The following is a 26,062-nucleotide window of genomic DNA, read 5'->3' on the forward strand; positions in this document are numbered from 1 at the left end:
ATTTCCCGGCTTTTGCGCGCCGGCATGCGCCGGCCTTGCGCGCGGCGTGCTCCGTGAGCGCTGCCATCATCACGGCCAGCACGCTGGCAGGCTGCTCCAACGCACCAGAGGCGCGTGCACCGCAGGGCGATGCCACGCCGCCGCGGCTGGCATTGCCGCCGGCTGCGCTGGGCTGCGAGCTGGCGCTGCAGCAGCATCTGGTGGTACAGGCGCCTGGCCAACCCGCGCAGGAACTGGACGCGCTGCTGGAGGTCGATGCGCAGACGGTGCGCCTGGCGCTGGTCCACCTGGGGCAGCGCGTGGGCGTGATCGTCTGGGATGGGCAGCAACTGCAGGCCGAGCTGTCACGCTGGTGGCCGGCGCAACTGGCGCCGGTGCAGGTGCTCGGCGACATGCAACTGGCGCTGTGGCCGGTGGACGCCATTGCGCGGGACTTGCCCGCGTCCTGGATGTTGCAAGAGGTCGGAACACCCAGCGGATCGGCCAGCGGATCGGCCAGACGCCTGTCTCACCAAGGGCAGACGCGCGTCGAGATCCGGCCTGCCGGCAGCGACGGGTTCGAGATCGTGTATGCCGCAGGCGCCTGGCAACTGCGCGTTGCCTCGCCTGGCGGCATGCGTCCCTGTGCCAATGCAGGGGAGGGCGCATGACCGCGATCACCCCGACGGCACAGGCCGTGTTTGTGCAAACCCTTTCAGCCACCAGCTCCCTGGGCGCCGATGCGGCCAGCCTGCGCGCCGCATTGTTCGCCACCCAGGCCCCCGACAGCCTGCAGTGCAGCGACCGCTACAGCCCGGGCCGGCACCTGCCGCTGGGCTGCCTGCCGCCCCACGTGGTGCTTCCCACGCTGGACTGGGCACCGCCGCCGCAGCGATCGCGCAACAACGCCCTGGCATGGCACACCGCCCAGGGCGTGCGCGGCTCGGTGGAGCAGGCACTGTCGCGCTGGGGGCCGGCGCGTGTGGGCGTGGTGGTGGGCACAAGCACGGCAGGCGTGCAGGAGGGCGAAGCCGCTGCCGCCCATTGGCAGGCACAGGGCCGGTTCCCGCAGGACTTTGACTACGCCTTGCAGGAAATGGGCAATGTGTCGGAGTTCCTGGCCCAGCACCTGGGCATCCAGGGGCCGGCGCACACCCTCTCCACCGCCTGCTCCTCCGGGGCCAAGGCGTTGGCATCTGCCGCGCGCTGGCTGCAGGCCGGCCTGGTCGATGCCGTGCTGGCCGGCGGGGTGGATGCGCTGTGCGCCTTCACCGTGGCCGGTTTCAGCGCGCTGCAGGCCGTGTCGGACAAGCGCTGCAACCCGCTGTCTGCCCGGCGCAGCGGCATCAACCTGGGCGAGGGTGCGGCGTTCTTCCTGCTGACGCGTGAACCGGGTCCCGTGCGCCTGGCCGGTTGGGGCGAGACCCAGGATGCCCACCACATGTCGGCCCCCGACCCATCCGGCCAGGGCGCCATCCAGGCCATGGAGCAGGCGCTGCGGCGTGCGGCCATGCGGCCCGGTGACGTGGACTACATCAACCTGCACGGCACGGCCACGGTGCACAACGACGCCATGGAAAGCCTGGCCATACACAGCGTGTTTGGCGAAGCAACGCCCGTGAGCTCCACCAAGCCGCTGACCGGCCACACCCTGGCGGCGGCCGGGGCGCTGGAAGCGGCCATGGCCTGGCACCTGCTGCACGACAACCCGCAGGGCCGGCTTCCTGCGCACTGGTGGGATGGCGAGCAGGCGCCCGAACTGCCCGCCCTGGCCGTGGTCCGCCCGGGTATGGCGCTGGGGCGTGCGCCCCGGGCCGTGCTCAGCAATTCCTTTGCCTTTGGCGGCAGCAACTGCGCCCTGCTGCTGGCCGCTGCCTGAGGAGCCATCGAGATGAACGCATTTCTACCGATTGAAAACTACGTGCCCCATCGCGGCGTGATGCTGCTGCTGGACTGCCTGCTCGATGCATCCGCCGACAGCGCTCATGCGCAGGTCACCGTGCCGCGTGATGGCCTGTTTCTGCAGGACGCCGGCATGCCCGCCTGGGTGGGGCTGGAGTACATGGCCCAGACCGTGGCCGCCTGGGCTGGCTGGCAGGCGGTGCAGGCCGGGCGGCCCGTCAAGCTGGGTTTTTTGCTGGGCACGCGCAAGTTCCAGGCGGCCTGCGCACATTTTTCCCCGGGCAGCGTGCTGAGCGTGAGCGTGCACTGCGAACTGGTGGGCACCAATGGCCTGGGCATGTTCGATTGCCGCATCCAGCCCCTGGGCGAGGACAGCGTGCTCGCCCAGGCCCGCATATCCGTTTACGAACCAGACAATGGCAGCGCATTCATACAGGCGCTGGAGCAAGAAGGAGTTGGACAAGCATGAGTGCAATCGCCCAGCCAGCCACGGTGCTGGTGACAGGGTCGAGCCGGGGCATAGGCCGGGCCATCGCCCTGCGCCTGGCGCGCGATGGTTTCGACATCGTGGTCCATTGCCGCAGCGGCCGCGAGCAGGCCCTGCAGACGGTGGCCGACATTGCCGCGCTGGGCCGCCAGGCCCGCGTGCTGCAGTTCGATGTGGCAGACCGTCCTGCCTGCGCTCAGGCGCTTGAGGCCGACATGGAACAGCACGGCGCCTACTACGGCGTGGTCTGCAATGCCGGCATCGCCCGGGACAACGCCTTCCCTGCCATGACGGGCGAGGAGTGGGATGCCGTGGTGCATACCAACCTGGATGCGTTCTACAACGTGCTGCACCCGGTGGTCATGCCCATGGTGCGCCGCCGCAAGCCGGGACGCATCGTGACGCTTGCCTCGGTCTCCGCCCTGATGGGCAACCGGGGGCAGACCAACTACAGCGCGGCCAAGGCCGGGGTGATCGCTGCGACCAAGTCCCTGGCCGTGGAGCTGGCCAAGCGCGAGATCACGGTCAATTGCGTGGCGCCCGGCCTGATCGACACGGAAATGGTCAGCGAGGAAGTGCTCGAACATGCCTTGGCGCTGATTCCCATGCGCCGCATGGGCACGGTGGACGAGGTGGCAGGTGCGGTCGCCTTCCTCATGGGCGGCGAGGCCTCGTACATCACGCGCCAGGTCATCTCCGTCAATGGAGGGATGGTGGGATGAGCGCAGCAAGCAAACGGCGTGTGGTCGTCACGGGCGTGGGCGCCTTGAGTCCCCTGGGCCACGGCTGGTCTGCAGTGCGGGAGCGACTGCGCACCGGGCGAACGGCCATCCGGGTGATGGAGGAATGGGCTGCCTATGAGGGCCTGAGCACCCGGCTGGGCAGCACCGTGCCATCCTTCGATCTGCCGGCGCACTACAACCGCAAGACCATGCGCAGCATGGGCCGCGTTGCCCTGATGGCCACGCGCGCCAGCGAGCTGGCACTGGCCGATGCCGGCCTGCTGGGCGATGCCTTCGTCAAAAGCGGGCACATGGGCGTGTCCTATGGGTCTTCTGCGGGGACGCCCTCGGCCATCGGCGACTTCGGCCGCATGATGGCCGACAAGAGCACCGAGGGCATCAACGCCAACACCTACATCAAGATGATGTCGCACACGGCGGCAGTGAACATCGGCGTGTTCTTCGGAACCACGGGCCGCGTCATCACGACGTCCAGCGCCTGCACCTCGGGCAGCCAGGGCCTGGGCTATGCCTTCGAGGCCATTCAGAGCGGCAAGCAGCTTGCCATGCTGGCCGGCGGGGCCGAGGAGCTGGATGCCACGCAGGCTGCGGTGTTCGACACCCTGTTTGCGACCAGCGTCAAGAACGACAGCCCCGAGTGCACTCCCCGTCCATTCGACGCCCGACGCGACGGCCTGGTGCTGGGCGAGGGCGCCTGCACCTTCGTGCTCGAAGAGCTGGAGCATGCACTGGCCCGGGGCGCGTGCATCCGGGCCGAGTTGATCGGCTTTGCCAGCAACTCCGATGGCACCCATGTGACGCAGCCCAACGCCGCCACCATGGCCGAGGCCATGCGCATGGCGCTCGAAGACGCGGGGATCGAGCCCTCGGAGGTCGGCTACGTCAACGCCCACGGCACGGCCACGGACCAGGGGGACATTGCCGAATCGCTGGCCACCCGCGAAGTGCTCGGCAGCCAGGTGCCCATCAGCAGCCTCAAGGGTTACATGGGCCACACGCTGGGCGCCTGCGGCGCGCTGGAAGCCTGGATGAGCATTGAGATGATGCGTGAAGGCTGGTTCGCAGCCAACGCCAATCTGCAGCAACCCGATCCGCGCTGCGCCGATCTGGACTACGTCATGGGCGAGCCGCGTGCTTTGCACACCGATATCGTCATGAGCAACAACTTCGCCTTTGGCGGCATCAACACCTCATTGATTTTTCGACGTTGGAAGCAACAGGAGCCAGTGAAATGAAACAGACGAGAACCGCCGCCATTGTCCTGGTCCTTGCCCTGGCCGCAGGCAGCGCGGTGGCACGAAGCACGGACATCTATGAACCCCCGGCGGTCATGTGGACCGCCTCGCCCGAGACTACGACGCAGCAGTTGCACGATCGCATCGTGGTGGCGGCAAAGTCGCTGGGCTGGATGGTGGTCGGCGACGAGCCGGGCCGCCTGGAGCTGCACTACGACAAGCAAGGCAAGCACCAGGTCAATATCGCGGTGCTCTACAACACAGATACCTACCGGATCAGCTATCTGCACAGCGTGAATCTGAATTACTCGGAAGGCGATGGCAAGCGGGAGATCCATCCCAACTACAACCGTTGGGTCCGGAATCTGATGAAGAAAATCAGTACCCCGTAATCCATCGCTATCCCTGTTCCATGCTTTTTTACAGAGAGGGAGTTTCCATGAGAAAGATGATCTTGGCAGCCATGGCGCTGGTGGTCGCAACGGCGGTACATGCCCGCAACGAAGCAGTGATGCTGCCGCTGGCCGACGTGGTGAAGCTCGGCCTGGAGCAGGGCAAGCTCGACGGCAGCGTGAGCTTTCACCTGTCCGGTGCCAGCACGCCTGCCATCTCCGAAAGGCTGGGCGATGACGTGTCCAACAAGAAAACCAACGGCGTGGGCAAGGACGATGCCACGGCCTGCAACTGGGCAGCGCTGTCTGCCCTGATCGCCTTCGAGGCCAAGGCCAAGCAAAAGGGCGCCAACGCCGTGGTGGACCTGCACAGCTTCAACAAGAAGCAATCCACCCGGGATCCAGTCAATTTCGAATGCCGTGCAGGCAATGTGATGGCCGGCGTCACCTTCAAGGGCACCTATGCCCGCGTAGGCCGGTGATTTGAGCGCGCCGGCTGCCTGCGCCTTGCTGGTGGGTGCGCAGGCGCCCTTGTGGGCAAATGCGCAGTCGCTGGCAGCGGGCTGGCTGACGGACTCGGAGCGGGAGCGCCATGCCGGCATGCGCGAGGCGCGCCAGCGCGAATTCATCGCCTGCCGCTATGCCATGCGCCTGCTGCTGGCCGGTGGGCACGATGCCGCATCGACCTGGCGGCTGGCAGCGCCCCGCAATGCTGCACCCCACGTGGAGCAAGGCGGGGAGGGTGGCATTTTTGGAGCGCAGTCCCGTTTGAGCCTCTCGCACAGCGCCGGCTGGCTGGCCTGCGCCGCCGCACAAGGCCCGGTGGGCGTGGACATTGAGCGGCGGGCAGAGCGCCGCCAGCGCGACGTGCATGGCATGGCCGAGATGGTGTGCTCCCCGCCCGAACGCGCATGGCTTCAGGCGCAGGACGGAGCCCGCCTGCAGCACAGCCTGGTGCAGCTGTGGAGCCTGAAGGAGGCCTATTTCAAGAGCCTGGGCCAGGGCCTGGACTTTGTCCGGATGCGGCAGCTTGCGTGGGCACCGGCCTCCGCTGCGCTCGACACGACCCGGCAGCCCCTGGCCCGCGGCCGCCTGTGGCAAGGCAGGGATTGCGATGCACAGGCCGTGTGCCTGGCGCTTTGCATGCCTGGACCCCTGCCCGAGGTGGCTATATCAGGAAGCGAAGAAGTGCAGTGGCAGCCCGCTGCGGATTGGCAACTTGTCGTGCTGGCCTGATGGCACAAGACACATGTCCAGCTGCAGAAATTCTGACCACCGGGGTGGTTTCGCCGTTAGCTTTGCGTGTTAACGAACGATTACACTGAGTCAGTTTGTCGTCAAGCGCACCGCTGAATTTGATGCATGGCTGTTTGGCCTTCGGGACACGGTGACGCGTATCCGCCTGGCCAAGCGTCTGGACAAAGTACAGCGCGGCCTGTTTGGCGATGGCAAGCCGGTGGGTGACGGGGTGCATGAGCTGCGCGAGGACTTCGGTCCTGGCTGGCGCATGTACTACGTGCAGCGCGGCGATGTGCTGGTAGTTATGTTGGGTGGTGGCGACAAGGCAACCCAGCAGGTGGACATTGCGGCTGCAATTGCCCTGTCCAAGACCCTGGAGAACTGACCATGACCAAGATTGCTGACCTTCCCACCTTTGACATGGCCGAGCACCTGAAAACCGATGAGGACGTGGCTGCCTATCTGTCCTTGGTGCTGGAAGAAGATGACCCCTCCGAACTGGCCCATGCCCTTGGCGTGATCGCACGCACGCGCGGCATGAGCGAGATAGCCAGTGCCAGCGGTCTGACCCGTGAGGCTTTGTACAAGGCACTGCGGCCGGGCAGCCAGCCTCGGTTTGACACCATCCGTCGCGTCTGTGGCGCTCTTGGCGTGCGTCTGGTGGCTCAGCCTATCCGCACCTGATCATTGTTGCCGGAATGCACTCAGAGTGCCCAACGAAAAAGCCCCTGGCTCTTGCGAATCTGGGGCTTCTTGTTTGGTGCCGGAGAAAGGAACCGAATAGCTGTGTTGGTATGTGCTTGTCTTGCATAAAGTCATACAAATCTACAATTTATGATCGTTTCAAAGAGCGGCATGTGCAGCTGAAATACATGTTTGCACAACGTTTGTCCCCAATTTTCGCCACTTTTCCCCCATGGCGAAGCCCAAGAAAACTGCCTCCGGCACCTACCGAATACAGATCGACGTGAAGGGGGTGACCGAGGAGCAGTTGCAGCGCGTGGCCGAGCAACTGCCTCGCAAGAGCCGGGGCCGACTCGACATGGTTGGCGTCGCTTTGCCGAGGGCCGATGGCAGATGGAGCGCCGCATGCAGATCCTGCGCAGCCTGCCGCAGTACAGCCGCCTGGTGGACACGCACGCCGGCTTCATGCCCTGGGTGCTGGCGCAGGGCATGAAGAATGCCCGCGTCAAACTGACCGATGTGCTGCTGTGGTGGTGCGACCGCAAGTGCCCAGGCTGTGGCGGCATCAAGCTGGGCAAGATGGCGATCTGCGAGACCTGCAAGGGCTTTGGCGCCCGTGAAGTGCCGCACGAAGCCGAGGGCCTGCTGATCTCCGAGCACATTGGCGAGCATGTTGACCGCGCCCGCTGCGGCACCATCGCCGCGCTGAAGCTGATGAAGGGCCTGAAGGTGGTTGCAGCCCAGACGGTGAGTCTGGCAAGACATTGAAGCGATGGGGTAACACGCCCCTAAAGATCACTAGCCCGCTGGCAATGTCCGCGGGCTTTGTTTTTCCGGATACAGAGCGAATGAATGTTGCGAAGGCGGGAGAGCGCCTTCCCTTACGCCGCGCCGGCTGTCTGGACCACAGGTGCGAGTGAGCAGCAGGCAGTACAACGAAGGTGAGGCGAGGTGCTTCTATCTTCCTCATCTCTGGGGAGAGCGCCATGACTTCATCGATTTCGCTTAAGTACCTGCTGGGACGGCCTGTTGACCCGGATCTTGCTGAGCAGGCCGTGCAGGGGCATGGTGTGCCCTCGCAAGATCCTGATCCCTCGGCGCAGATTCGGATGACCAAAGAGGAGTCAGTCCGGGAATCAAAGTCAACCATGGTGGCCGGCTTCATGATGCTTGGCGCAGTGATGGGTGCGGGAGTCGGCGCCGTAGCTGCTGGCCCTGTAGGCATTTTTGTTGGCGGCGCCCTTGGAGGCTTGATAGGCGCTGGAGCCGGAGAGGCAGCGGGTATGGCGACCGTAGCGCGTGAGGCCTGAAGGCGTCCTACCTGCCATAAATTCTTCTTGATACGCTTCGTATCCCTCCCCTGCCGGCTCCGTCCAGCAGTTACCTACCCTGGCTTGCCTTGGTAGGTTTTTTTTTGCAGTGACCCCGCTGACGCTGTCTGGTCAGTTGCGGTCAAGCTGGGCGAGGTAGTGGCAGATATCAATCCGCGCGTCATACACCGCAGACAACCAATTTCCCGCTATCGGATGAGAGCCGGAGGTTGGCTTCAGGTGCAGAGCTGCCTCATTGACTGCAGGGGAAAAAAATGCAGCAACTGCGCAAGCTGGGTCCTTCCCGGCGCGACGCGTGGCAGCGGCATCGGCCTTGAGATCTCTTTTGAGCGCGATGTATTGGTCCCTGATCTGTTCGACCCGTGCGGTGACCGTTTTGTTGTCGCCGATTGCGCGCAACAGTAGTGTGCAACGCTCCTCGTAGCTGCGTAGCCGCAGCCGGATGGCGTTTGTATCGGCGTGGTCGAATGGCTCGGTCATCGGACCAGTCTATAGAGAACGTTAAGTGACTCATCCCAGACCGGGGGAGTACACATGTTCGCACAGTGGTTGCGCCAACTTCTGGTGGCTTGTTTTGTTTCCGCCCGAACCAGCCGGGGGGGCACGCTGCGGGGAGCTGGTCAGCAAACGGCATTCCCCCTGTGGCGTTGGCCATAAATCCGAAAGGGCAACCTACACATGGGCTCGGCATCGCCGGGCCTTTCCTGTTTCTGGAGGTGCAATGGACCAGACGCAAAGAAAAGCGCAGCCTGTGAGCTGCGCATTTCGGTGAATGGCACTGATCAGGTGGCTGATCTCGCGCTACTCGCCGAAGCGGCCAAAAGCCTTCTGGACATCTTCAATGCTTTGATCGATGTCTTTGGCGGCCGAGTCGAGGCTTGTTCCATCAACTTCGATTGTGACCCCGCATTCCTCACAGGGGAACTTCGGATTCAAGCGAAGCTCACCGACCGTCTTGCTGATCTTGTGACCACATTGAGGGTAGCCAAAGTCAATGTCCTGTGAGTCAAGTATTCCCACGTTTCGCCCTCCTGGCGATGGGTTGTTTGGAGGCTCCCATCGTATGCCAGGAGGGCAATCTCATGTGCTCACAGCTTCCGGCGCTGGCGCAGGAGTGCGAATCCGCTGAGGAGCGATCCCAGCAGGATCAGTCCCCACTGATTGAGGGTAGGCACAGCGGCGGCCGAGCCGGGGCCAGGAGGCACGACTGCAGTAGCGGTAAGTGAGGCGCCAAGATCTGCGTTTCGCTGGCCAGAGCCACCAAAGGAACAGGCGGGTGAGCCGCACTTCAGATGTAGAGCGTATTGGACGGCGACTGCCCCTCCTGCATTGGTCATTGGCGCCTGCAAACTGATATGCATGTGCTGATCGCCTGTCATGTCCCCAGAGAGAGGGGCGCTGATCAAAAGGATGTCAGTAGCGGAGCTGGACGTTGAGCAACCGGGCGCGTTGCAGACTTGCGTGTAGACGGCGGCGTCTGTGTAAGCGCCTTGGCTGGTTGAGATGTTGACATCGCTGAACGTGTTGGTGTCAGCGTCGTACTTGAACGAGCCGGTTGCTGTAACTGGAGTAGGGCCGTCGTTCGAGTACACCAAATTCGACAGTGTCCAAGTCATTGGAGTAGCGATAGCTGCTGCTGAAATGCCGAGCAGGCCGAGTGCCAATGCTGTTGGCTTTAACCATTTCTTCATCTGTCCCCCTGTTGTTAAGGGGGCGACCATAACCAAACGTCTGTAGAGCGTCAACGTTCGATTCGATGTGAGTGTCGGAACGGGGACGTCTGCTCGCCCATTTCCGTCGCCACCAGGTGCACCCGGCAAAGCATGCATTGCGCATGGGGTGTAAGGCCTGCGGGTCGGCACGAGCGGTGGACCTCGAATGACAGTGGCAGACGTGGGTGATTACTCCCCACTGAGGCCAAAGAACGGGGCCAAATGCATTTGGTTTGAAGAAAACAAGAAAAATGAGGACGTCTTTGATGTGGAGGTTCTCACGCAGTCCTCCAGAACGTCCGTTGATCTCATCTGAACTGTCGCCACCTTCGGGTGGCTTTTTTGGAGGACGACATGGGTCAAAGACCACGCATCGGCGCGCTGCCGTTGCGGATCCAGATGGCTGACACCCGAAAGCTGCAGCAGGCCCCGCGCCTGGGCGCAACTGGCCGAGCCCGAGGGAGAGGCAGACAGGAGGCTCTGCTGCGGATCTGGCTGCGAGACGGACCGCGTTGCGCCTGCTGCAGGGAGCTGATCGACATCACGCCCGGCACGCGCCGGCCCTTCGAGCTGGATCACATCGTCCCGCTGTGGCAGGGCGGCGAGGACAGCGACGACAACCGGCAGTGCCTGTGCGTCACCTATGACGCGGATGGGCGCTGAGCGTGATGCAGCGCAGGCCCGCACGGCTCTGGCGACCGACCGCGAGGCCGCTGCCACCGCCGCGCTGCAAGCATCCGAACGCTATCGACAACGGGAAGGAGCCTAACGTGAACGCCTCGACTTTCTTGCACGCGACACAGACCTGGCCCTGGCGCGCGCTGCGGCGGATGCCGATGCTGCCCGCGCTGCTGCTGGCTGGCTGCGCGGCGACCTCGCCAACTACCTCACCGCCCGCCCACCGTGCCGCCGCCCAGGCTCGCGCCGTTGCCGGACAGTGCGCGCCAGACACCGCAGCCCTCGATCTGCTCGCCGAGCTGCAGCGCCGCACTTATAGCCTGCATGTGACCCCTGATGACGCGTGTAGTCTCTAAGCAGAAGTCAGACCAGTAAATGAACTGACGACTTCAGAGAATCTGACTATCAACGGTTCTCTTAATTTATTTGGCTTTGCGTCGGAGTAACAACGACAAAAAGGCGATTATCGAAGACAAAGCGATTAATCCAAGTTCACCAATGGTTGGTACTGCAGTGATTGTCGGTTTGGGAGGCGTTATGTTTGTAAGGGTGACATTGCCAGTCGATGTTCCGCCTCGGCCATCAGAAATCTCATACTGAAATGAGATAGGATCTGTAGTATTGCCAGAGGGGGTAAAGATGATTTCTCCTGCTGCCGAGACTCCGATGCTTCCGCCTGCTATCAAAATGGTTGTTGGAGTGCCACGAGTAATTGGATTTCCATTAATGCTGATGATTTGCAAAGTATCCGAATCTGCGTCGGTATCGTTCGCCAAAATATTTAGTATGGTGGGCGAGTTAGGTATAGAGTATTTGTCCGGATTGGCTATCGGCAGATTGTTCTGAATTTTTGGATTGGTATAAGTCTGGAAGTTGTAGAAGCCGACAACTTCACCCGTTGAATCAAGGCCCACCCAGCGAATCTCTTTTATGAAAAGACCGGCCGCAATATCAGAAGGAGACAAAGTCACTCCGAATTTCTGAGGTGGGGCATCAAAAGCGTTTGTGGCATCAGAAACTATTGCGCTCGTTCCATCGCTTGCAAAAATTTGAAGATTAGATCTCTCAAATAAATCGTTCCAATCGACGAAATCGAAGCTGAAAGCAGCAGTTGCTGAGTTGGCTAGTTTAAAGGAGATGCCATTCTCCGTGTTCAATGCGGCAAATATTCCTGGAACTGCTGGTGCGAGGGGGTTCCAAAATAGACACTCCTCCGAATAATTTGATGTCCCTGATCCGGAATTTAATGCATGACAATATTTTGAAGGAGACCAAGCAGTGCTTGTATTGGGGCCGTAGGCTTCTACAGTGAAGCCATTCCAAATATCCGGATTTCCTGCGCTTCCTATGGGCTTCAGGTTTACAGAGGTGCTGAAATCTTCGTGGGTGGAGAATGTCCCTGAACCAATGGCAGACAGGAAACCGGCTTGGTCGTCGATGAAGGTTGAAAATGTCGCCGCCTGGCTGCTCGTGACCCAAGAAAAAATTACCAGAAAGGCCAATTCTTTTAGTGTCGGTATTCCAAAACGCATGTTGATCGTCCATAGAGGGAATTTATAAAGACGGGGAGCGTGATGGAAATCATTCTTATTATCAATAAGGGTTTTTGTGAAAGTTTGTCAAGAGGATTTTGGGGGCACTTAGCCTTTGCCCACTACTAGCTAGCGGTATGTAAGAGGCCGAGAGCAGGTTCAAACAATCCAGCAACGATTAACGAAAAAGCGTCTCGGTACATGATTTTTAAGGGTTAATACCTACATCTAAATTCCCTGTAGTTGTTGTGAGAAATGGATGCAACATGGATTTTGTGTTAATTGCAGGTCAGTTTGGGGTGACAGCTCTTGCAGTGCCGAAGTTGGATCTGCAATGCAGGATGACTTTATAAAAAAATGTTAATTTTTGGCATGAGATGTTACTTTTCGATAGCTGTAGGGCATGATGAGAATTGCCTATCGATAACGCAAAACTGAGCATTTTGCTTAAGCAAAACAGGATGGGTTTGTTTCCAAGCGGATGCTTGTTTCGTAAGCTTGCGAATTCCGCTCTGTGAAGTCCTGTATAGCTATTCAAGAGGCTCTCGGCATGGGTAATAGATATAGCGCTCCCGATATTTCTGATATTGACGAACTCTATCCGCTGCAAGGACCTGCCCCTAAAAAGGGGTGGGGTGTATATATAGTTCCATTGGCATGCGGTCCATATATTAAAGCATGTGAATGCTTAGAAGTTGGGCAATGGGGGTTGATTCCAACGACGTCGCTAAGCAGGCGTCCTTTAAATTTGGATGGTTCCCCTATGTCAACGGAAAAAGCGTTCAGAGAAACGTTGAGCAATGATTACGTCTTTGGCCCGTCTTGGCATGCGGGTCGAAGGTGTCTTATTCCAGTGAGCAGCTGGATCGAGAATTACTCTGGGTTATCTGGTCGCAGTATTAACTGGATGTTCCGACGTTCCGATGGAAAGCCTGCAATGTTGGCGGGGCTGTATAGTGAATGGATCGATCCGGTGAGCGGAGAAAAGGTGCCGAACTATACGGTGATCACACAAGATGCCAGCGCGCACCCAATTCTTTCTCTCATGCATAGGCCTGGCAGAGAAAAGAGGTGTGTGATAGTTCTGGAGCGCCAAGACTGGGATGCTTGGCTGCATTGCACTCCGTCCCAAGCAGATTCATTGATTAAGTTGCCCATGATGGGTGCGTTGATGAGCGGGACAGAAAACCCAGACGAAGAAGCTCTGTTGCCTCTTGAGCAGTTGCGCGCATTAAAGGCCGGCGGTTAATTTGGTGTTTGCTATCCAATCGTGTGGTAATTTATCAAGTTTTTCTCATGTGGAAATCAGCAATAAGTTAGGCTTGATAATCTTGTTGAAAATGGTGAGAGCATGGAATTAAATATTTATGAGATTCTGCTATTCATTGCAATACAATTAATTTGCTTCTCATTTTTCATGATTGTATTCTGGACATACTGTATTGTTATGAAGAAAAAAATAACAGAATCTTTTAATATCTTAGCTTTTTCCTTTGGAGTTGCGATTTCTGTCGTTGCTGCAAAACTCATCACACCGTAGCGGATTTCTATTGAAATTGCCGGACCGCATCTCGTCAAGATTTGCTGCGCATATTTTTTTGTTAAAAGACTGAGTGGGAAGATAAAGATCACTCCGCGTCCGGTATCAGGAGCTTATGCAAGGCCGTCAAGCCATGATCTACACGCTACACATAGATATGCAGGTTTCCGGTTGCTATACGGACCGGATCTTGCATGGAAATGTCGAGCTCTTCGAGTTCCAGGCGGCAACTCTCTCCGGTGCAATCCGAGATGGTTGCTCCGTTGGCAACTTGCTGCGACTAGAGGGATTCCACATCTGGTACGGCCATGTCTCCATCGGCACCACGTCGCTCTATGCCATGCGCCACGACGCCGAGACGCTGGCGCAGCGGCTAGTGAGCCTGCATTCGCAGTTCGATGGGTAGGGGGAGCGCAGCCCGCGAACTGTCTTGGTCGGATCTGAAATCCGAGCAAGTTGAAGGCACTTGGTGTGCTGGTGAGGGTACGGAGAGGCCTGAGGAAGAAGCGCCGCTGCGGGCGAGCCAGTTGCAAGCGCCATCGGCTGAACAGGTGGCTTGAGCTGCCGAGGCTCAGGCATGCTTTGGCCGCTGCAAAACAAAAAGGGAAATTGAGTTTCCCCAATTTCCCCCCAGAATCCTTGCGGAACCCGCATGGATGCTATGTTTTGGTGCCGGAGAAAGGAATCGAACCCTCGACCTTCTCATTACGAATGAGCTGCTCTACCAACTGAGCTACACCGGCGACAGACAAAAATTATAACGGCAAATTCATGCCTCGGAATGGTACTGCGTCACTTTTTCGACTTCGTTCTTCGAGCCGAGGATGACGCTCACACGTTCGTGCAGCTGCGTGGGCTGGATGTCGAGGATGCGCTGCTTGCCGTTGGTGGCGGCGCCGCCGGCCTGCTCTATGAGCCAGGACATGGGGTTGGCTTCGTACATCAGGCGCAGCTTGCCGGGCTTGTTGGGCTCGCGGCGGTCCCAGGGGTACATGAAGATGCCGCCGCGGGTCATGATGCGGTGCACGTCGGCCACCATGGAGGCGATCCAGCGCATGTTGAAGTCCTTGCCGCGCGGGCCTTCCACGCCGGCCAGGCATTCGTCCACGTAGCGCTTGACGGGGGTGTCCCAGTGGCGCATGTTGGACATGTTGATGGCGAATTCCTTGGTGTCTTCGGGGATGCGGATGTTTTCCTGCACCAGCACGAAGGAGCCTTGCTCGCGGTCCAGCGTGAACATGGACACGCCGTCGCCCACGGTCAGCACGAGGGTGGTCTGCGGGCCGTAGATGCAGTAGCCGGCCGCGACCTGCTGGGTGCCGGGCTGCATGAAGTCCTGCTCGGTCACGCCGGGGTGGCCTTCGGGCTTCTTGAGCACGCTGAAGATGGTGCCGATGGAGACGTTGACGTCGATGTTGGACGAGCCGTCCAGCGGATCGAACATCAGCAGGTATTCGCCGTGCGGGTAGCGGTTGGGCACCAGGTAGATGCCTTCCATTTCCTCGGAGGCCATGGCTGCCAGGTGGCCGCCCCATTCGTTGGCCTCGATCAGCACCTCGTTGGCGATGATGTCCAGCTTCTTCTGGACTTCGCCCTGCACGTTCTCACTGCCGGCCGTGCCCAGCACGTCGCCGATGGCGCCCTTGTTGACGGATTGGCTGATGCGCTTGCAGGCGCGGGCCACGACTTCCAGCAGCAGGCGCAGCTGGCCGGGGATGAGGCCGTCCACGCGTTGCTGCTCGACCAGGTAGCGGGTCAGGCTGACGTTTTTCTTCATGGGTTCAACTCCTAAAAATCCGGGAGGCGCGGCCTGGGCCGCGCCTTGGGTCAATCCGCGAGGGCGCGGGTGACGACTTCACGCACGTCGTTGCTCAGTTCAGCGCGGGCCGCCACGCGGGCGACGGCCTCGCGTGCGGCCGTGCGGTAGGGCTCGGCCAGCTTGCTCCAGCGGTCCAGGGCGCGCGCCAGGCGGGCGGCGACCTGGGGGTTGATGGCGTCCAGCTCGATGACGCGCTCGCTCCAGAACACATAGCCCGCCGCGTCGGCGCGGTGGAAGGCGCCGGGGTTGGCGCTGCAGTAGCTGAAGATCAGGCTGCGCGCGCGGTTGGGGTTCTTGATCTGGAAGTCGGGGTGCTTCATCAGCTGCTTGACGGCCGGCAGCACGTTGCCGCCACGGTCGCAGGCGCCGCCCTGCAGCGCGAACCACTTGTCCAGCACCAGCGCATCGTGCTGGAACAGCTTGTGGAAACGTGCCAGGGCCTGGGCGGCCAGCGGATGGCCGCTTTGCACGAGTGCCGTCAGGGCGCTCATGCGGTCGGTCATGTTGCCGGCGTCCTTGAAGCGCTGCAGCGCCTTGCCGGGCCAGACGCTGTCGCCGGAGGCGCGTGCGGCCAGGCACAGCATGGACAGGGCCAGGCCTGCCAGCGCACGGCGGCCGGAGCTGACGGGGTCGGGGCGGTAGGCGCCGGTGTCGCTGTGCTCTTGCCATGCCTGCTGCCAGTCGGCCTGCAGCTCGGTCGCCAGTTGCTGGCGCATGGCTTCGCGCACGGCGTGCACGCGCTGCGGATCGACCACGGCCAGTTGCTCGGCGATGTAGCTTTCGCCGGGCAGGGCCAGCATCAGCTCCTTGAAGGCCGCATCCAGCTGGGGATGGCGCAGCACGCCGCGCATGGCCTCGATGAAGGAGGCCGGCAGCAGGGCGGCCGTGATCTGGCCGCTGGCATCTGCCGTGATGGAGGTGTCGCCGATGGCCTGCAGCGCGATGCGCAGGCCCAGGCGCTGGCCGGCTTCCCAGCGGTTGAAGGCGTCGCTGTCATGGGCCAGCAGGGTCAGCAAGGCGGCATCGCTGTCGCTGTGCTGCAGCACCACGGGGGCGCTGAAGCCGCGCAGCAGCGAGGGCACGGGCTCCTGGTCCACGTCGGTGAAGACGAAGCTGTGGCTGGGCTCGGACAGCACCAGCAGGCGGCTGTCGCCCACTGCCGCCTGGTCCTCGCCCTGCAGGCGCAGGGTCAGCGCGCGGCCGTCCTGGCCCAGCAGGCCCATCTGCACGGGGATGACGAAGGGCAGCTTCTCTGCCTGGCCCGGCGTGGGCGCGCAGCTTTGGCTCAGGGTCAGCGTGTAGGTGCGTGCGGCGGCGTCGTAGCTGCCTTCGGCGCGCAGCTGGGGCGTGCCGGCCTGGCTGTACCAGCGCTTGAACTGGTCCAGGCGCCGGGCCAGTTCGCTGCCGGGGTTGGCATCGGCCATGGCCTGGGCGAAGTCGTCGCAGGTGACGGCGTGGCCGTCATGGCGCTCGAAATACAGCTTCATGCCCTTGGCAAAGCCTTCGCGGCCCACCAGGTTGTGCTGCATGCGCACGACCTCGGCACCCTTTTCGTAGATGGTGACGGTGTAGAAGTTGTTGATCTCGATGTAGCTGTCGGGCCGCACCGGGTGGGCCATGGGGCCCGCATCTTCGGGGAACTGGGCGGTACGCAGCACGCGCACGTCCTCGATGCGCTTGACGGCGCGCGCCGAGGGGCTGCCCGCCATGTCCATGCTGAATTCCTGGTCGCGGAAGACGGTCAGGCCTTCCTTGAGCGACAGCTGGAACCAGTCGCGGCAGGTGACGCGGTTGCCGGTCCAGTTGTGGAAGTACTCGTGGCCGACGACGGACTCGATGTTGGCGTAGTCGGTGTCGGTGGCCGTGGACTGGCTGGCCAGGACGTACTTGGTATTGAAGACGTTCAGGCCCTTGTTCTCCATGGCGCCCATGTTGAAGTCGCTGGTGGCGACGATCATGAAGCGGTCGAGGTCCAGGGACAGGCCGAAGCGGGCCTCGTCCCAGGCCACGCTGGCCATGAGGGAGTTCATGGCGTGCTCGGTCTTCTCCAGGTCGCCGGGGCGCACGAAGACCTGCAGCAGGTGGTCGCGGCCTGCGCGGCTCTTGATCTTTTGCTCGCGCGCAACCAGATTGCCGGCCACCAGGGCGAACAGGTAGCTGGGCTTTCTGTGCGGATCGGCCCACTTGGCGAAGTGGCGGCCGTCTTCCAGCGCGCCTTGCTCGACCAGGTTGCCGTTGGACAGCAGCACCGGGTACGCGGTCTTGTCGGCGCGCAGCGTCACGGTATACATGGCCATCACATCGGGACGGTCCAGGAAATAGGTGATGCGGCGGAAACCCTCGGCCTCGCACTGGGTGAAGAACGTGCCCTGGCTCACATACAGGCCCATGAGCTTGGTGTTTTTGGCGGGCGCGCAGGTGGTGAAGATTTCCAGATCGACGGGGTCGCCGCCCTCGGGCAGGTTCTCCAGCACGAGCTGGTCGCCGTCCATCTTGAACGAGGTGCCGCCGCCGTTGACCAGCACGCGCGCAAGGTTCAGTTCATCGCCGTCCAGGCGCAGCGGCTGCGCCGGCACCTCGGTGTTGCGGCGCACGCGCATCTTGTTGAGCACGCGGGTCTTGGCCGGATCGAGATCGAAGGTCAGGTCCACGGTGTCGATCCACCAGGCAGGAGCCTGGTAGTCGGCGCGGTGGATGGCGGTGGCAGGGGCCTGCCCGTCACGCAGTTGCAGCATACAGATTCCTTCCTATGCCAATATCAGGGGACAGAGTCCAAGCCCCTGTGCGGCCGGTGCCGCCCAGGGGCTTGAAATCAGAGGCCTTGCTTGAGCGAGGCTTCGATGAAAGCGTCGAGGTCGCCGTCCAGCACCTTCTGGGTGGCCGAGATTTCGACGTTGGTGCGCAAATCCTTGATGCGGCTGTTGTCCAGCACGTACGAGCGGATCTGGTGGCCCCAGCCCACATCGGTCTTGGTGTCCTCCAGCTTTTGCTGCTCCACCATGCGCTTTTGCATCTCGTGCTCGTAGAGCTTGGAGCGCAGGCGCTGCCATGCCACGTCGCGGTTGCTGTGCTGGCTGCGGCCGTCCTGGCATTGCACGACGATACCGGTGGGCATGTGCGTCAGGCGCACGGCCGAGTCGGTCTTGTTGATGTGCTGGCCGCCGGCTCCCGATGCGCGGTAGGTGTCGGTGCGCACGTCCGAGGGGTTGATCTCGATCTGGATCGAGTCGTCGATCTCGGGGTAGACGAACAGCGAGGCAAAGCTGGTGTGGCGGCCGCCCGAGCTGTCGAAGGGCGACTTGCGCACCAGGCGGTGCACGCCGGTTTCGGTGCGCAGCAGGCCGTAGGCGTACTCGCCTTCGATGTGGATGGTCGCGCTCTTGATGCCGGCGATGTCGCCCGGCGTTTCTTCCTCGACCGTGGCCTTGAAGCCCTTGCGCTCGGCGTACTTCAGGTACTGGCGCAGCAGCATGCCGGCCCAGTCGCAGGCTTCGGTGCCGCCGGCGCCGGCCTGGATGTCCACGAAGCAGTTCAGCGGGTCGGCTTCCTTGCCGAACATGCGGCGGAACTCCAGCTCCTCGATCAGCGGCTGCAGCTTGGCGGTCTCGCCCTCGATGGTGAGCAGGCCGGTCTCATCGCCTTCTTCCTTGCTCATCTCGAACAGCTCGGCGTTGTCGGCCAGCTCGGTGGTCAGCTTTTGCAGCGTCAGCACGACGCCGTCGAGCAGCTTTTTTTCCTTGCCCAGTTCCTGGGCCTTCTTGGGGTCGTTCCAGACGCTGGGATCTTCCAGCGAGGCATTTACCGTGCGCAGTCGTTCGTACTTTGCATCGTAGTCAAAGATACCTCCGTAGATCTGCCGCACGCTGCGACAGATCTTCGAGGGTATTGCCGATGAGGTTGATGCGTTCTGCTTCCATGATGTGTTCCGTTCTTCTGATGAATGTGTTCTTGGCCGAATCGCCGATTTTCTCATGCTGGGGCATCGTGCCGGGGCAAGCGCCCGCCGCGCGGGCCTGGAGGCGCGCTGCCGTGTGACGATGGCTTTCAAAACAAGGGCTTGCAGCGGCCGATCATGGCAGATTTGAAGGGCTTGGCCATGGCAATGCGCAGGTTGCAGCGTGGACCCTGGCGTGATCTGGCTGCAGACCTCCCGGAAAAAAGGCCCGGCCAGCAGGAGCTGGTCGGGCCTTGGCAGGCATGTCCGCCCCCGGCGGGGCGGGCGAAAACCTGGTTCAGAAGGTTTCCCAATCGTCGTCGGAAGCCGTGCTGGCCGCCTTGGCCTTGGCTTTGGCCGATGCCGTCACGGCGGGCCGGGCCGGCTGTGCTGGCTGGGCCGGGCGCGCGGCGCCAGCCGGAGCAGGGGGTGCACCGGTTGCACCGGTTGCAGAAGGCAGGGCGGCCGAAGCACGTGCGGGCACCGCGCGTTTGGGAGCGGAAGGCGCCAGATGCGGACGGGGTGCCGTCGGCGCGTGGCGGGGCGCTGCCACGGCGGCGGCGTGGTTGACCCCACGGCTGTTGCCCAGCATGCCGGTGGACGGCGAGAGCTTGAACACGCTGACCACTTCGGCCAGCGCCTTGGCCTGGGCCTGCAGTGCGCCGGTGGCCGCCGCCGATTCCTCCACCAGTGCGGCGTTCTGCTGGGTCATCTGGTCCATCTGCGTGACGGCCTGGTTGACCTGCTCGATACCGGCCGTCTGCTCATGGCTGGCGGCCGAGATCTCGCCCATGATGTCGGTCACGCGGCGCACGCTGGCCACGATCTCCTCCATGGTCTTGCCGGCCGAGTCGACCTGGGCGCTGCCTTCCTCGACCTTGCCCACCGAGTCGTCGATGAGCTGCTTGATCTCCTTGGCGGCGGCGGCCGATCGCTGGGCCAGGGTGCGCACTTCCGAGGCGACGACGGCAAAGCCCCGGCCCTGGTCGCCGGCGCGGGCCGCTTCCACGGCCGCATTCAGCGCCAGGATGTTGGTCTGGAAGGCGATGGAGTCGATGACGCCGATGATGTCCACGATCTTGCGCGAGGCATCGTTGATGGCAGACATGGTCTGCACCACCTGGGCCACGGCCGAGCCGCCGCGCACGGCGACCTGGGAGGCGGCGGCGGCCAGCTGGTTGGCCTGCTGGGCGTTGGCGCCGTTTTGCTTGACGGTGGAGGTCAGCTCCTCCATGGAGGCGGCGGTCTGCTCCAGCGAGCTGGCCTGTTCCTCGGTGCGGGCCGACAGGTCCTGGTTGCCCGATGCGATCTGGCCGCTGGCCGTGGCGATGGAGTCCGTTCCCTGGCGCACCTGGCCGACGATGCGCTGCAGGCTCTCGTTCATGTGCTGCAGGGCCTGCAGCAGCTGGCCGGTCTCGTCCTTGCCATGCACCTCGATGCGGCTGCCCAGGTCGCCGGCGGCCACGGCCTGTGCCAGGCTCACGGCCTGCTGCAGGGGGCGTGCCACGCTGCGGGCGATCAGCAGCGCCATGCCCAGGCCGAAGAGGACGGCCCCCGCCAGCAGGGCGATCACCCACCAGCGCGCGGCGGTGAAGATGTCGTCGCCTGCCTGGTTGGCATCCTCGATGCCCTGGGCGTTGATCTTGAGCAGTTCGTCCAGCTTGGCGTTGATGGCACGGCTGGTCTTGACCGAATCGCCGCGCAGCACCTCGGACGCCTCGTCGGTGCGCAGGGCGTGGGACAGGTCCACGATCTTTGCCGTGTGCTGCGCGTACTGGCCCAGGTCGTCCTTGATGCCGGCCATCAGCTCGCGCTCACGCGCGGTGTTGGCATAGCGCTCGAAGGCCTGCTGGTTCTTGAGCAGCTCGGACCACAGCGCCGGCATGCTCTTGTCGTAGATGGCCATTTCATCCATCGAGGTGGCCAGCACATGCTGCATGGTCTGCGAGCGGTAGCGCTGCAGCTGGTAGCGCATCTCCATGATCACGCGCTCGGCGGGCATCCAGTGGTGCGCCAGGTCGGTGGCCGTGCGGTTGACACGGTCCAGCTGGACCACGGAGAACAGGCCCAGGCCGGCGGTCAGCAGCAGCAGGGCGATGAAAGAGGCCAGCAGCTTGTGGGCCAGCTTCAGATTGCGGAAAAACATCATGGTGGGGAGTGCCGTACGGCGAGAAGCGAAAGCGGGTGAGCGGCGGTGGCTGCGAATCGAGGGGATGCGGTGGCGATCGGTGGCGATCAGCGGGACCGACACTCGGCCCCGCCATGCCGCAGTTATCGGTCACTTGCCGGCGAGGCTTAGGGAAAAATAGGTCCAGTCCGAATATTTATTGCGGATTGTTACTTTTTCCGGCCAAGGTCTCCGCGCGCATGGCCTGGTCCGTTCACATGCCCGCTCACATGCCCGTTCTCACGTTCGCTCACACGTCCGTCGCCACGCCGGCTTGCAGGCTCGATGCCTGCAGCCACTGCTCCAGATCCGCTGCCGGCAGCGGGCGCGAGAACAGATAGCCCTGCGCGACCGGATAGCCCTGTTCGCGCAGGATGGTGTTCTGCGCAGCCGTCTCCACTCCCTCGGCCACCACGGTCAGGTGCAGGCTGCGGCCTATGCCCAGGATGGCGTTGCTCAGGGCCTGGGCGGCTTCGTCGTTTTCCAGGTCGGCCACGAAGCTGCGGTCCAGCTTGAGCTCGCTGACCGGCAGGCGCCGCAGGTAGCTAAGGCTGGAGTAGCCCGTGCCGAAGTCGTCCATGGACAGGCGCACGCCCTGGGAATGCACGGCCTGCAGCGTGCGCATGGTGCCCGGGTTGGTGTCCAGCAGCAGGCTTTCGGTGATCTCCAGCGTGAGGTCCTGCGGCTTGAGCGCGTTGTGCTCCAGCGTGTCGGCAATCATGCGCGGCAGGTCCAGGTTGTGAAAGCTCGTGGGCGAGAGGTTGACCGACATGGCCGGCACGTCAATGCCGCGGCTGCGCCACTCGCCCAGCTGGCGGCAGGCCTCGCGCAGTGCCCAGGTGCCCAGCTCGCCGATCAGGCCGCATTCCTCGGCCAGCGGAATGAAGCGTGCGGGCGAGATCTCGCCGAATTCCGCATGGCTCCAGCGCGCCAGGGCCTCCACGCCGTAGAGGCGCCCGTCCTTCAGGTCGAGCTGGGGCTGGTAGTGCAGTCGCAGGCCGCCGCTGCGCAGGGCGTCGCGCAGCGCCGTCTCCAGCACCAGCCGCTCCTGCGCCAGGCGGTTCATCTCGGGGCTGAAGAAGCTGTAGAGCCCGCGCCCGCCCGATTTGGCCTGGTACATGGCCATGTCGGCGCGGTGCAGAAGCGTCTCCATGTCGCGCCCGTCGGCGGGAAACACGGCAATGCCGCAACTGGCCGTGCTGGCCAGGGACACGTCGTCGATCATGCAGGGCTCGCCAAGTGCCGACTGCAGCCGCTCTATCACCTCGGCCGCCTGCGCACCGCCGCAGTGTGGCAGCACGATGACGAATTCATCGCCCGACAGGCGCCCGGCAATGTCGCCCGTGCGCAGCTCCGCCTGGATGCGCTGGGCCACGCTGCACAGCAGCCTGTCGCCGGCCGGGTGGCCCAGCGAGTCGTTGACCTGCTTGAAGCGGTCCAGGTCGATGAAGACCACGGCCAGCTCGTGGCCCTCGTGCGAAGCCACGGACAGCGCCTGCTCGGCCTGGGCCAGCAGCAGGCTGCGGTTGGGCAGGGTGGTCAGCCCGTCGTAGAAGGCCAGCTGGCGGATGCGGCGGCGTGCCTGCTCGCGCTCCAGCGCCAGCGCGCACAGGTCGGTGCAGGCCTCCACCAGCCGCTGGTGGAAGGGATCGGGGCCGGGCCGGTCGAAATGGCGGTAGTAGAAGGCAAAGGTGCCGGCCACGCCGCCCTGCAGCCCGCAGATGGGCGTGGACCAGCAGGCCGTATACCCCAGCGGCAGGATGAGGTGCTTGAAGTCGGCCCACAACGGATCGGTGGCGATGTCGCCCACCAGCACGGGCCGGTTGTGGAAGGCCGCCGCGCCGCAGGAGCCGACATTGGGGCCGATGGGCACGCCGTCCAGCGCCGCCGAATAGGAGGCCGGCAGGCTGGGCGCGGCCAGCGGATGCAGGCGGTTCTGGTCATCGACTTCCAGCACCGACACCGCAATGTCGGGCGCAATGCGCTCGACCTCGCGGCAGACCAGGTCCAGCACCTCGGTCAGCGGCTGGTCGCGGGCCATGGCCTCCAGGGCGCGCCGCTGCAGCACCTCGTGCATCTTGGCCTCGGTGATGTCGGTGATCACGGTCACCGTGGTGTGGAGGCGGCCGTCGGGGCCCATGACGGGATTGGCCTGGGCGCTGACCCAATACCGCTCGCCGTCCTTGCCGACGAGGATCTCCTCGCGGTACACCGGCTTGCCTGCGTCCAGTTCGGCGCGGTAGGCGGCCGTGAATTCGGGCGAGGCATGGGGCACCAGCAGGGCGATGGGCGCACGGCCCACGACCTCTTCGCTGCTCCAGCCGAACATGCGGGTGAAGCCTGCGTTGACATAGGAGATGGTCCAGTTGCCGTCGGCGATCACCACGGCCGCGTCGGTGGCATCGGCCACCAGGGACAGGCGCCGCAAATGCTCCTGCCGTCTGCGGTCGGCCTGCACCCGGGCCGTGATGTCGGTGGCAATGCACAGCACATGGCTGAGCGCGCCCTGGGTATCCAGCACGGGGGCATAGGTGGCCTCCAGCCAGCAGGTGCTGCCATCACGGCGCCGGTGTTCGCCCACGCGCGAAATCGTCTCGCCCGCGCCCCAGCGCTGGCGCCACCGGCCGTAGGCGTCGGGATCGGCATGTGCCTGGGTGCACAGGTCACTGTGCAGCAGGCCCTCGGCGCCCGAGGTCGGGTAGCCAAGAATGGCTTCGTAATTGGCGTTGGCGCGCATCAGCCGGCCTTCGGGCGTGAACTCCGCCAGCGCCATGGCCTTGTCCAGCGTGCTCCACAGCGCCTGCTGCCCTGCCGTGCCTGCTACCCGCGTTTCGAACATGGTTCGCTCTCCTGATGGATGCTGAGCTGATGATGATTGTTTCCAAATGATACCGATCCGGCGCAGCAGCTGGATGTCCAGCCACACCTGATCGCACTTGCTCCCTCTGTTCGCCCTTGAATGGTCCGCCTGATGGCACTCTTAGGCAAGTGCTGCCGCTGGTTACAATGATTTGAGAATGATTCTTGTTTGATGGTGCATCCCGCCTTCAAGCCATCGGGTCCTACCATGCCATCCGCCCCAGCCTCCAGCCCCTTGCACCGCGAAATCTCCGCCCTCTATGCCGGCCACCATGGCTGGCTGCAGGGCTGGCTGCGCCGCAGACTTGGCAACGCCTGCGACGCGGCCGATCTGGCGCAGGACACCTTCATCCGCCTGCTCACCGCGCCTGCAGGCGACTTGCCTGCCCTGCGTGAGCCACGCGCCTACCTGGCCACGGTGGCGCGGCGCCTGCTGATCAACCACCTGCGCCGCCAGTCGCTGGAGCAGGCCTGGTTGCAGGCCCTGGCCGCGCTGCCAGCACCGCAGGCGCCGTCGCCTGAGCAGCAATTGCTCATCCTGCAGGCGCTGCAGGAGGTCGATGCCATGCTCGACGGCCTGCCGCCCAAGGTGCGCGCGGTCTTCATCCTGTCCCAGGTCGAGGGGCTGACCTATGCGGCCATTGCCGAGCAACTGGGCATGGGCCTGCGGTCGGTCAAGCGCTACATGGCCCAGGCCATGGCCGAGTGCATTCTGCTGTCGGCATGAACGCCGTGGACTCCCAGGCCGCAGCGCCGCTGTCGCGCGAAATCGCCTTGCAGGCCGCCGAATGGTTTGTGCTGCTGCACTCGGGCGAGGCCAGCGAGGCCGACCACCGCGCTTTCGAGGCCTGGCGCACCCGTGCCGATGTCCATGAGCAGGCCTGGCTGCGCGCCCTGGCCGTGAGCCAGCGCGCGGGCAGCCTTCCGCCCGCACTGGGGGCACCGGCCCTGGGCCGCAAGCAGCGCCGCCTGGGCGCCATGGGCCGCCGCGATACCGTGCGCGCGCTGGCCCTGCTGATCACGGCGGCCCCCGTGGGCTGGCTGGCCTGGCGCGCCACGCCCTGGATGCAGTGGACCTCTACCCACGCCACGGCCACGGGCGAGCGCCGCGAATGGACGCTGGCCGATGGCAGCCGTCTTGTGCTCGATACGGCCAGTGCCATGGATGTGCGGTTTGACGATCAGCTGCGCCGCGTCCATCTGAACGAGGGCGCCGTCTTCATCGAAACCGCGCCCGACCCGCAGACCCCACCCCGGCCCTTCGTGGTCACCACCGGGCAGGGCAGGGTGCGCGCCATAGGCACGCGCTTTGTCGTGCGCAGTGTCCGGGAGCGCAGCGAGGTGGCCGTGCTGCAGGGTGCCGTGCAGATCACCACCCGTGGCGGCGCCGCGCAGCAGCTGCAGGCAGGCCAGCAACTGTGGTTTGACGCCATGGGCATAGGCCGTGCCGAGCCTGCGGACGCCGGCGCCGCCCAATGGGCGCGCGGCCTGCTGTCCGCAGACAACATGCGGTTGGCCGACTTTGTGGCCGAGCTGTCGCGCTACCGCTCCGGCTGGCTGCACTGCGATCCGTCTGTGGCGGATTTGCGCGTCACCGGCGCCTTTCAGCTGGGCGATGCCGATACCGGCACGGACGCCGTGCTCGCCAACCTCGTGCATCTGCTGCCCGTGCAGGTCCACTACCGCACGCGCTACTGGGTGACGGTGGCGGCGCGCGGTACACCACCGGCTTGAAATTTCTTTCGGAATCTGGCCCCTTTCTGCGGCAGGCCGTGTCCTGTTCGATGGCAACCGATTTCATCGAACGACTTCCGAAGGAAAAACAGACC

27 protein-coding genes and 1 tRNA gene are annotated in these 26,062 nt (G+C 63.2%); 19 read left to right on the top strand and 9 right to left on the bottom strand.

What is annotated here, in order from left to right; genetic code table 11:
* The first annotated feature begins 53 nt into the window (after positions 1-53).
* The 12 genes from ACUTR7_RS10830 (at position 54) to ACUTR7_RS10885 (ending at position 7,971) form a co-directional block, all read left to right on the top strand.
* Positions 54-650 carry a DUF3261 domain-containing protein gene (locus ACUTR7_RS10830; protein ID WP_445608827.1) on the top strand — a complete coding sequence of 199 codons (597 nt, stop codon included), beginning with the start codon at positions 54-56 and terminating at the stop codon, positions 648-650.
* A complete protein-coding gene (locus ACUTR7_RS10835; protein ID WP_199136293.1) occupies positions 647-1,858 on the top strand; it encodes a beta-ketoacyl-ACP synthase in 1,212 nt (403 codons plus the stop codon). Before ACUTR7_RS10830 ends, ACUTR7_RS10835 begins: the two co-directional genes overlap by 4 nt.
* Before the next feature lie 12 nt (positions 1,859-1,870).
* A complete protein-coding gene (locus ACUTR7_RS10840) occupies positions 1,871-2,350 on the top strand; it encodes an ApeP family dehydratase (RefSeq protein ID WP_445608828.1) in 480 nt (159 codons plus the stop codon).
* Positions 2,347-3,090 carry a 3-ketoacyl-ACP reductase FabG2 gene (locus ACUTR7_RS10845; RefSeq protein ID WP_445608829.1) on the top strand — a complete coding sequence of 248 codons (744 nt, stop codon included), beginning with the start codon at positions 2,347-2,349 and terminating at the stop codon, positions 3,088-3,090. The genes ACUTR7_RS10840 and ACUTR7_RS10845 overlap by 4 nt, the downstream gene beginning before the upstream one ends.
* Positions 3,087-4,346, top strand: a complete 1,260-nt coding sequence (locus tag ACUTR7_RS10850; RefSeq protein ID WP_445608830.1) for a beta-ketoacyl-ACP synthase — start codon at positions 3,087-3,089, stop codon at positions 4,344-4,346. Before ACUTR7_RS10845 ends, ACUTR7_RS10850 begins: the two co-directional genes overlap by 4 nt.
* Positions 4,343-4,738 (top strand): hypothetical protein, encoded by a 396-nt coding sequence (locus ACUTR7_RS10855; protein WP_445608831.1) that lies wholly within the window; start codon positions 4,343-4,345, stop codon positions 4,736-4,738. Before ACUTR7_RS10850 ends, ACUTR7_RS10855 begins: the two co-directional genes overlap by 4 nt.
* Positions 4,739-4,785: 47 nt before the next feature.
* Complete coding sequence (locus ACUTR7_RS10860; RefSeq protein WP_445608832.1) at positions 4,786-5,220, top strand: excinuclease ATPase subunit; 435 nt, start codon at positions 4,786-4,788, stop codon at positions 5,218-5,220.
* Position 5,221: 1 nt separating this feature from the next.
* Positions 5,222-5,974 carry a 4'-phosphopantetheinyl transferase family protein gene (locus ACUTR7_RS10865; RefSeq protein WP_445608833.1) on the top strand — a complete coding sequence of 251 codons (753 nt, stop codon included), beginning with the start codon at positions 5,222-5,224 and terminating at the stop codon, positions 5,972-5,974.
* 85 nt (positions 5,975-6,059) lie between these two features.
* Positions 6,060-6,362: a type II toxin-antitoxin system RelE/ParE family toxin gene (locus ACUTR7_RS10870; protein WP_445608851.1), complete on the top strand. Its 303-nt coding sequence runs from the start codon at positions 6,060-6,062 to the stop codon at positions 6,360-6,362.
* Between the two features lie 2 nt (positions 6,363-6,364).
* Entirely contained in the window at positions 6,365-6,661 is a 297-nt protein-coding gene (locus ACUTR7_RS10875; protein WP_017406814.1) for an addiction module antidote protein, read from the top strand.
* Positions 6,662-7,066: 405 nt separating this feature from the next.
* A complete protein-coding gene (locus tag ACUTR7_RS10880; RefSeq protein WP_445608834.1) occupies positions 7,067-7,429 on the top strand; it encodes a hypothetical protein in 363 nt (120 codons plus the stop codon).
* A 218-nt stretch (positions 7,430-7,647) separates the two neighbouring features.
* Positions 7,648-7,971 carry a bacteriocin gene (locus tag ACUTR7_RS10885; RefSeq protein WP_088165046.1) on the top strand — a complete coding sequence of 108 codons (324 nt, stop codon included), beginning with the start codon at positions 7,648-7,650 and terminating at the stop codon, positions 7,969-7,971.
* A 132-nt stretch (positions 7,972-8,103) separates the two neighbouring features.
* Here the strand turns inward: ACUTR7_RS10885 and ACUTR7_RS10890 are convergent, their stop codons facing one another.
* A complete protein-coding gene (locus tag ACUTR7_RS10890; protein ID WP_071955357.1) occupies positions 8,104-8,472 on the bottom strand; it encodes a hypothetical protein in 369 nt (122 codons plus the stop codon).
* A 198-nt stretch (positions 8,473-8,670) separates the two neighbouring features.
* Between ACUTR7_RS10890 and ACUTR7_RS10895 the strand changes: the two genes are divergently transcribed.
* The gene (locus ACUTR7_RS10895) at positions 8,671-8,997 is read left to right on the top strand and encodes a hypothetical protein (protein WP_445608835.1); all 327 of its coding nucleotides are present in this window, start codon (positions 8,671-8,673) and stop codon (positions 8,995-8,997) included.
* An 83-nt stretch (positions 8,998-9,080) separates the two neighbouring features.
* On the opposite strand, the gene ACUTR7_RS10900 is transcribed toward ACUTR7_RS10895, so the two are convergent.
* Positions 9,081-9,683 carry an IPTL-CTERM sorting domain-containing protein gene (locus tag ACUTR7_RS10900; RefSeq protein WP_216293422.1) on the bottom strand — a complete coding sequence of 201 codons (603 nt, stop codon included), beginning with the start codon at positions 9,681-9,683 and terminating at the stop codon, positions 9,081-9,083.
* Between the two features lie 157 nt (positions 9,684-9,840).
* Here ACUTR7_RS10900 and ACUTR7_RS10905 point away from each other — a divergent pair, with 157 nt between their 5' ends.
* Both ACUTR7_RS10905 and ACUTR7_RS10910 read left to right on the top strand, forming a co-directional pair.
* The gene (locus ACUTR7_RS10905; RefSeq protein ID WP_404826687.1) at positions 9,841-10,020 is read left to right on the top strand and encodes a DUF2158 domain-containing protein; all 180 of its coding nucleotides are present in this window, start codon (positions 9,841-9,843) and stop codon (positions 10,018-10,020) included.
* Between the two features lie 83 nt (positions 10,021-10,103).
* Positions 10,104-10,367 (top strand): HNH endonuclease, encoded by a 264-nt coding sequence (locus ACUTR7_RS10910; RefSeq protein WP_224985970.1) that lies wholly within the window; start codon positions 10,104-10,106, stop codon positions 10,365-10,367.
* 437 nt (positions 10,368-10,804) lie between these two features.
* Here ACUTR7_RS10910 and ACUTR7_RS10915 read toward each other — a convergent pair whose 3' ends face one another.
* Positions 10,805-11,914, bottom strand: a complete 1,110-nt coding sequence (locus ACUTR7_RS10915; RefSeq protein ID WP_445608836.1) for an Ig-like domain-containing protein — start codon at positions 11,912-11,914, stop codon at positions 10,805-10,807.
* A 550-nt stretch (positions 11,915-12,464) separates the two neighbouring features.
* On the opposite strand from ACUTR7_RS10915, the gene ACUTR7_RS10920 reads away from it, so the two are divergent.
* Both ACUTR7_RS10920 and ACUTR7_RS10925 read left to right on the top strand, forming a co-directional pair.
* Positions 12,465-13,163 (top strand): SOS response-associated peptidase family protein, encoded by a 699-nt coding sequence (locus ACUTR7_RS10920; RefSeq protein WP_445608837.1) that lies wholly within the window; start codon positions 12,465-12,467, stop codon positions 13,161-13,163.
* 424 nt (positions 13,164-13,587) lie between these two features.
* Complete coding sequence (locus tag ACUTR7_RS10925; RefSeq protein ID WP_216293417.1) at positions 13,588-13,860, top strand: hypothetical protein; 273 nt, start codon at positions 13,588-13,590, stop codon at positions 13,858-13,860.
* A gap of 261 nt (positions 13,861-14,121) precedes the next feature.
* Here the strand turns inward: ACUTR7_RS10925 and ACUTR7_RS10930 are convergent.
* The 6 genes from ACUTR7_RS10930 to ACUTR7_RS10955 all read right to left on the bottom strand — a co-directional run bounded on the left by ACUTR7_RS10930 (position 14,122) and on the right by ACUTR7_RS10955 (position 24,213).
* Positions 14,122-14,197, bottom strand: a tRNA-Thr gene (locus ACUTR7_RS10930).
* A gap of 26 nt (positions 14,198-14,223) precedes the next feature.
* Complete coding sequence (locus tag ACUTR7_RS10935; protein ID WP_013802818.1) at positions 14,224-15,231, bottom strand: class 1 fructose-bisphosphatase; 1,008 nt, start codon at positions 15,229-15,231, stop codon at positions 14,224-14,226.
* A gap of 50 nt (positions 15,232-15,281) precedes the next feature.
* Positions 15,282-18,008 carry an aminopeptidase N gene (gene pepN / locus ACUTR7_RS10940; protein WP_445608838.1) on the bottom strand — a complete coding sequence of 909 codons (2,727 nt, stop codon included), beginning with the start codon at positions 18,006-18,008 and terminating at the stop codon, positions 15,282-15,284.
* 77 nt (positions 18,009-18,085) lie between these two features.
* A protein-coding gene (gene prfB / locus ACUTR7_RS10945; RefSeq protein WP_013802816.1) for a peptide chain release factor 2 occupies positions 18,086-19,190 on the bottom strand; the annotation gives its coding sequence in 2 pieces (ribosomal slippage) (positions 18,086-19,108 and positions 19,110-19,190; 1,104 coding nt in all).
* A 315-nt stretch (positions 19,191-19,505) separates the two neighbouring features.
* Entirely contained in the window at positions 19,506-21,356 is a 1,851-nt protein-coding gene (locus ACUTR7_RS10950; protein ID WP_445608839.1) for a methyl-accepting chemotaxis protein, read from the bottom strand.
* A gap of 268 nt (positions 21,357-21,624) precedes the next feature.
* Positions 21,625-24,213 carry a sensor domain-containing protein gene (locus ACUTR7_RS10955; protein WP_238003086.1) on the bottom strand — a complete coding sequence of 863 codons (2,589 nt, stop codon included), beginning with the start codon at positions 24,211-24,213 and terminating at the stop codon, positions 21,625-21,627.
* 228 nt (positions 24,214-24,441) lie between these two features.
* Between ACUTR7_RS10955 and ACUTR7_RS10960 the strand changes: the two genes are divergently transcribed.
* Together ACUTR7_RS10960 and ACUTR7_RS10965 are read left to right on the top strand one after the other, a co-directional pair.
* Positions 24,442-24,960: a sigma-70 family RNA polymerase sigma factor gene (locus ACUTR7_RS10960; RefSeq protein WP_065347768.1), complete on the top strand. Its 519-nt coding sequence runs from the start codon at positions 24,442-24,444 to the stop codon at positions 24,958-24,960.
* Positions 24,939-25,967 (top strand): FecR domain-containing protein, encoded by a 1,029-nt coding sequence (locus tag ACUTR7_RS10965; protein WP_445608840.1) that lies wholly within the window; start codon positions 24,939-24,941, stop codon positions 25,965-25,967. Before ACUTR7_RS10960 ends, ACUTR7_RS10965 begins: the two co-directional genes overlap by 22 nt.
* The last annotated feature ends 95 nt before the right edge of the window (positions 25,968-26,062 follow it).

The sequence above is a fragment of the Delftia sp. NA_296.1 genome, assembly GCF_052692095.1.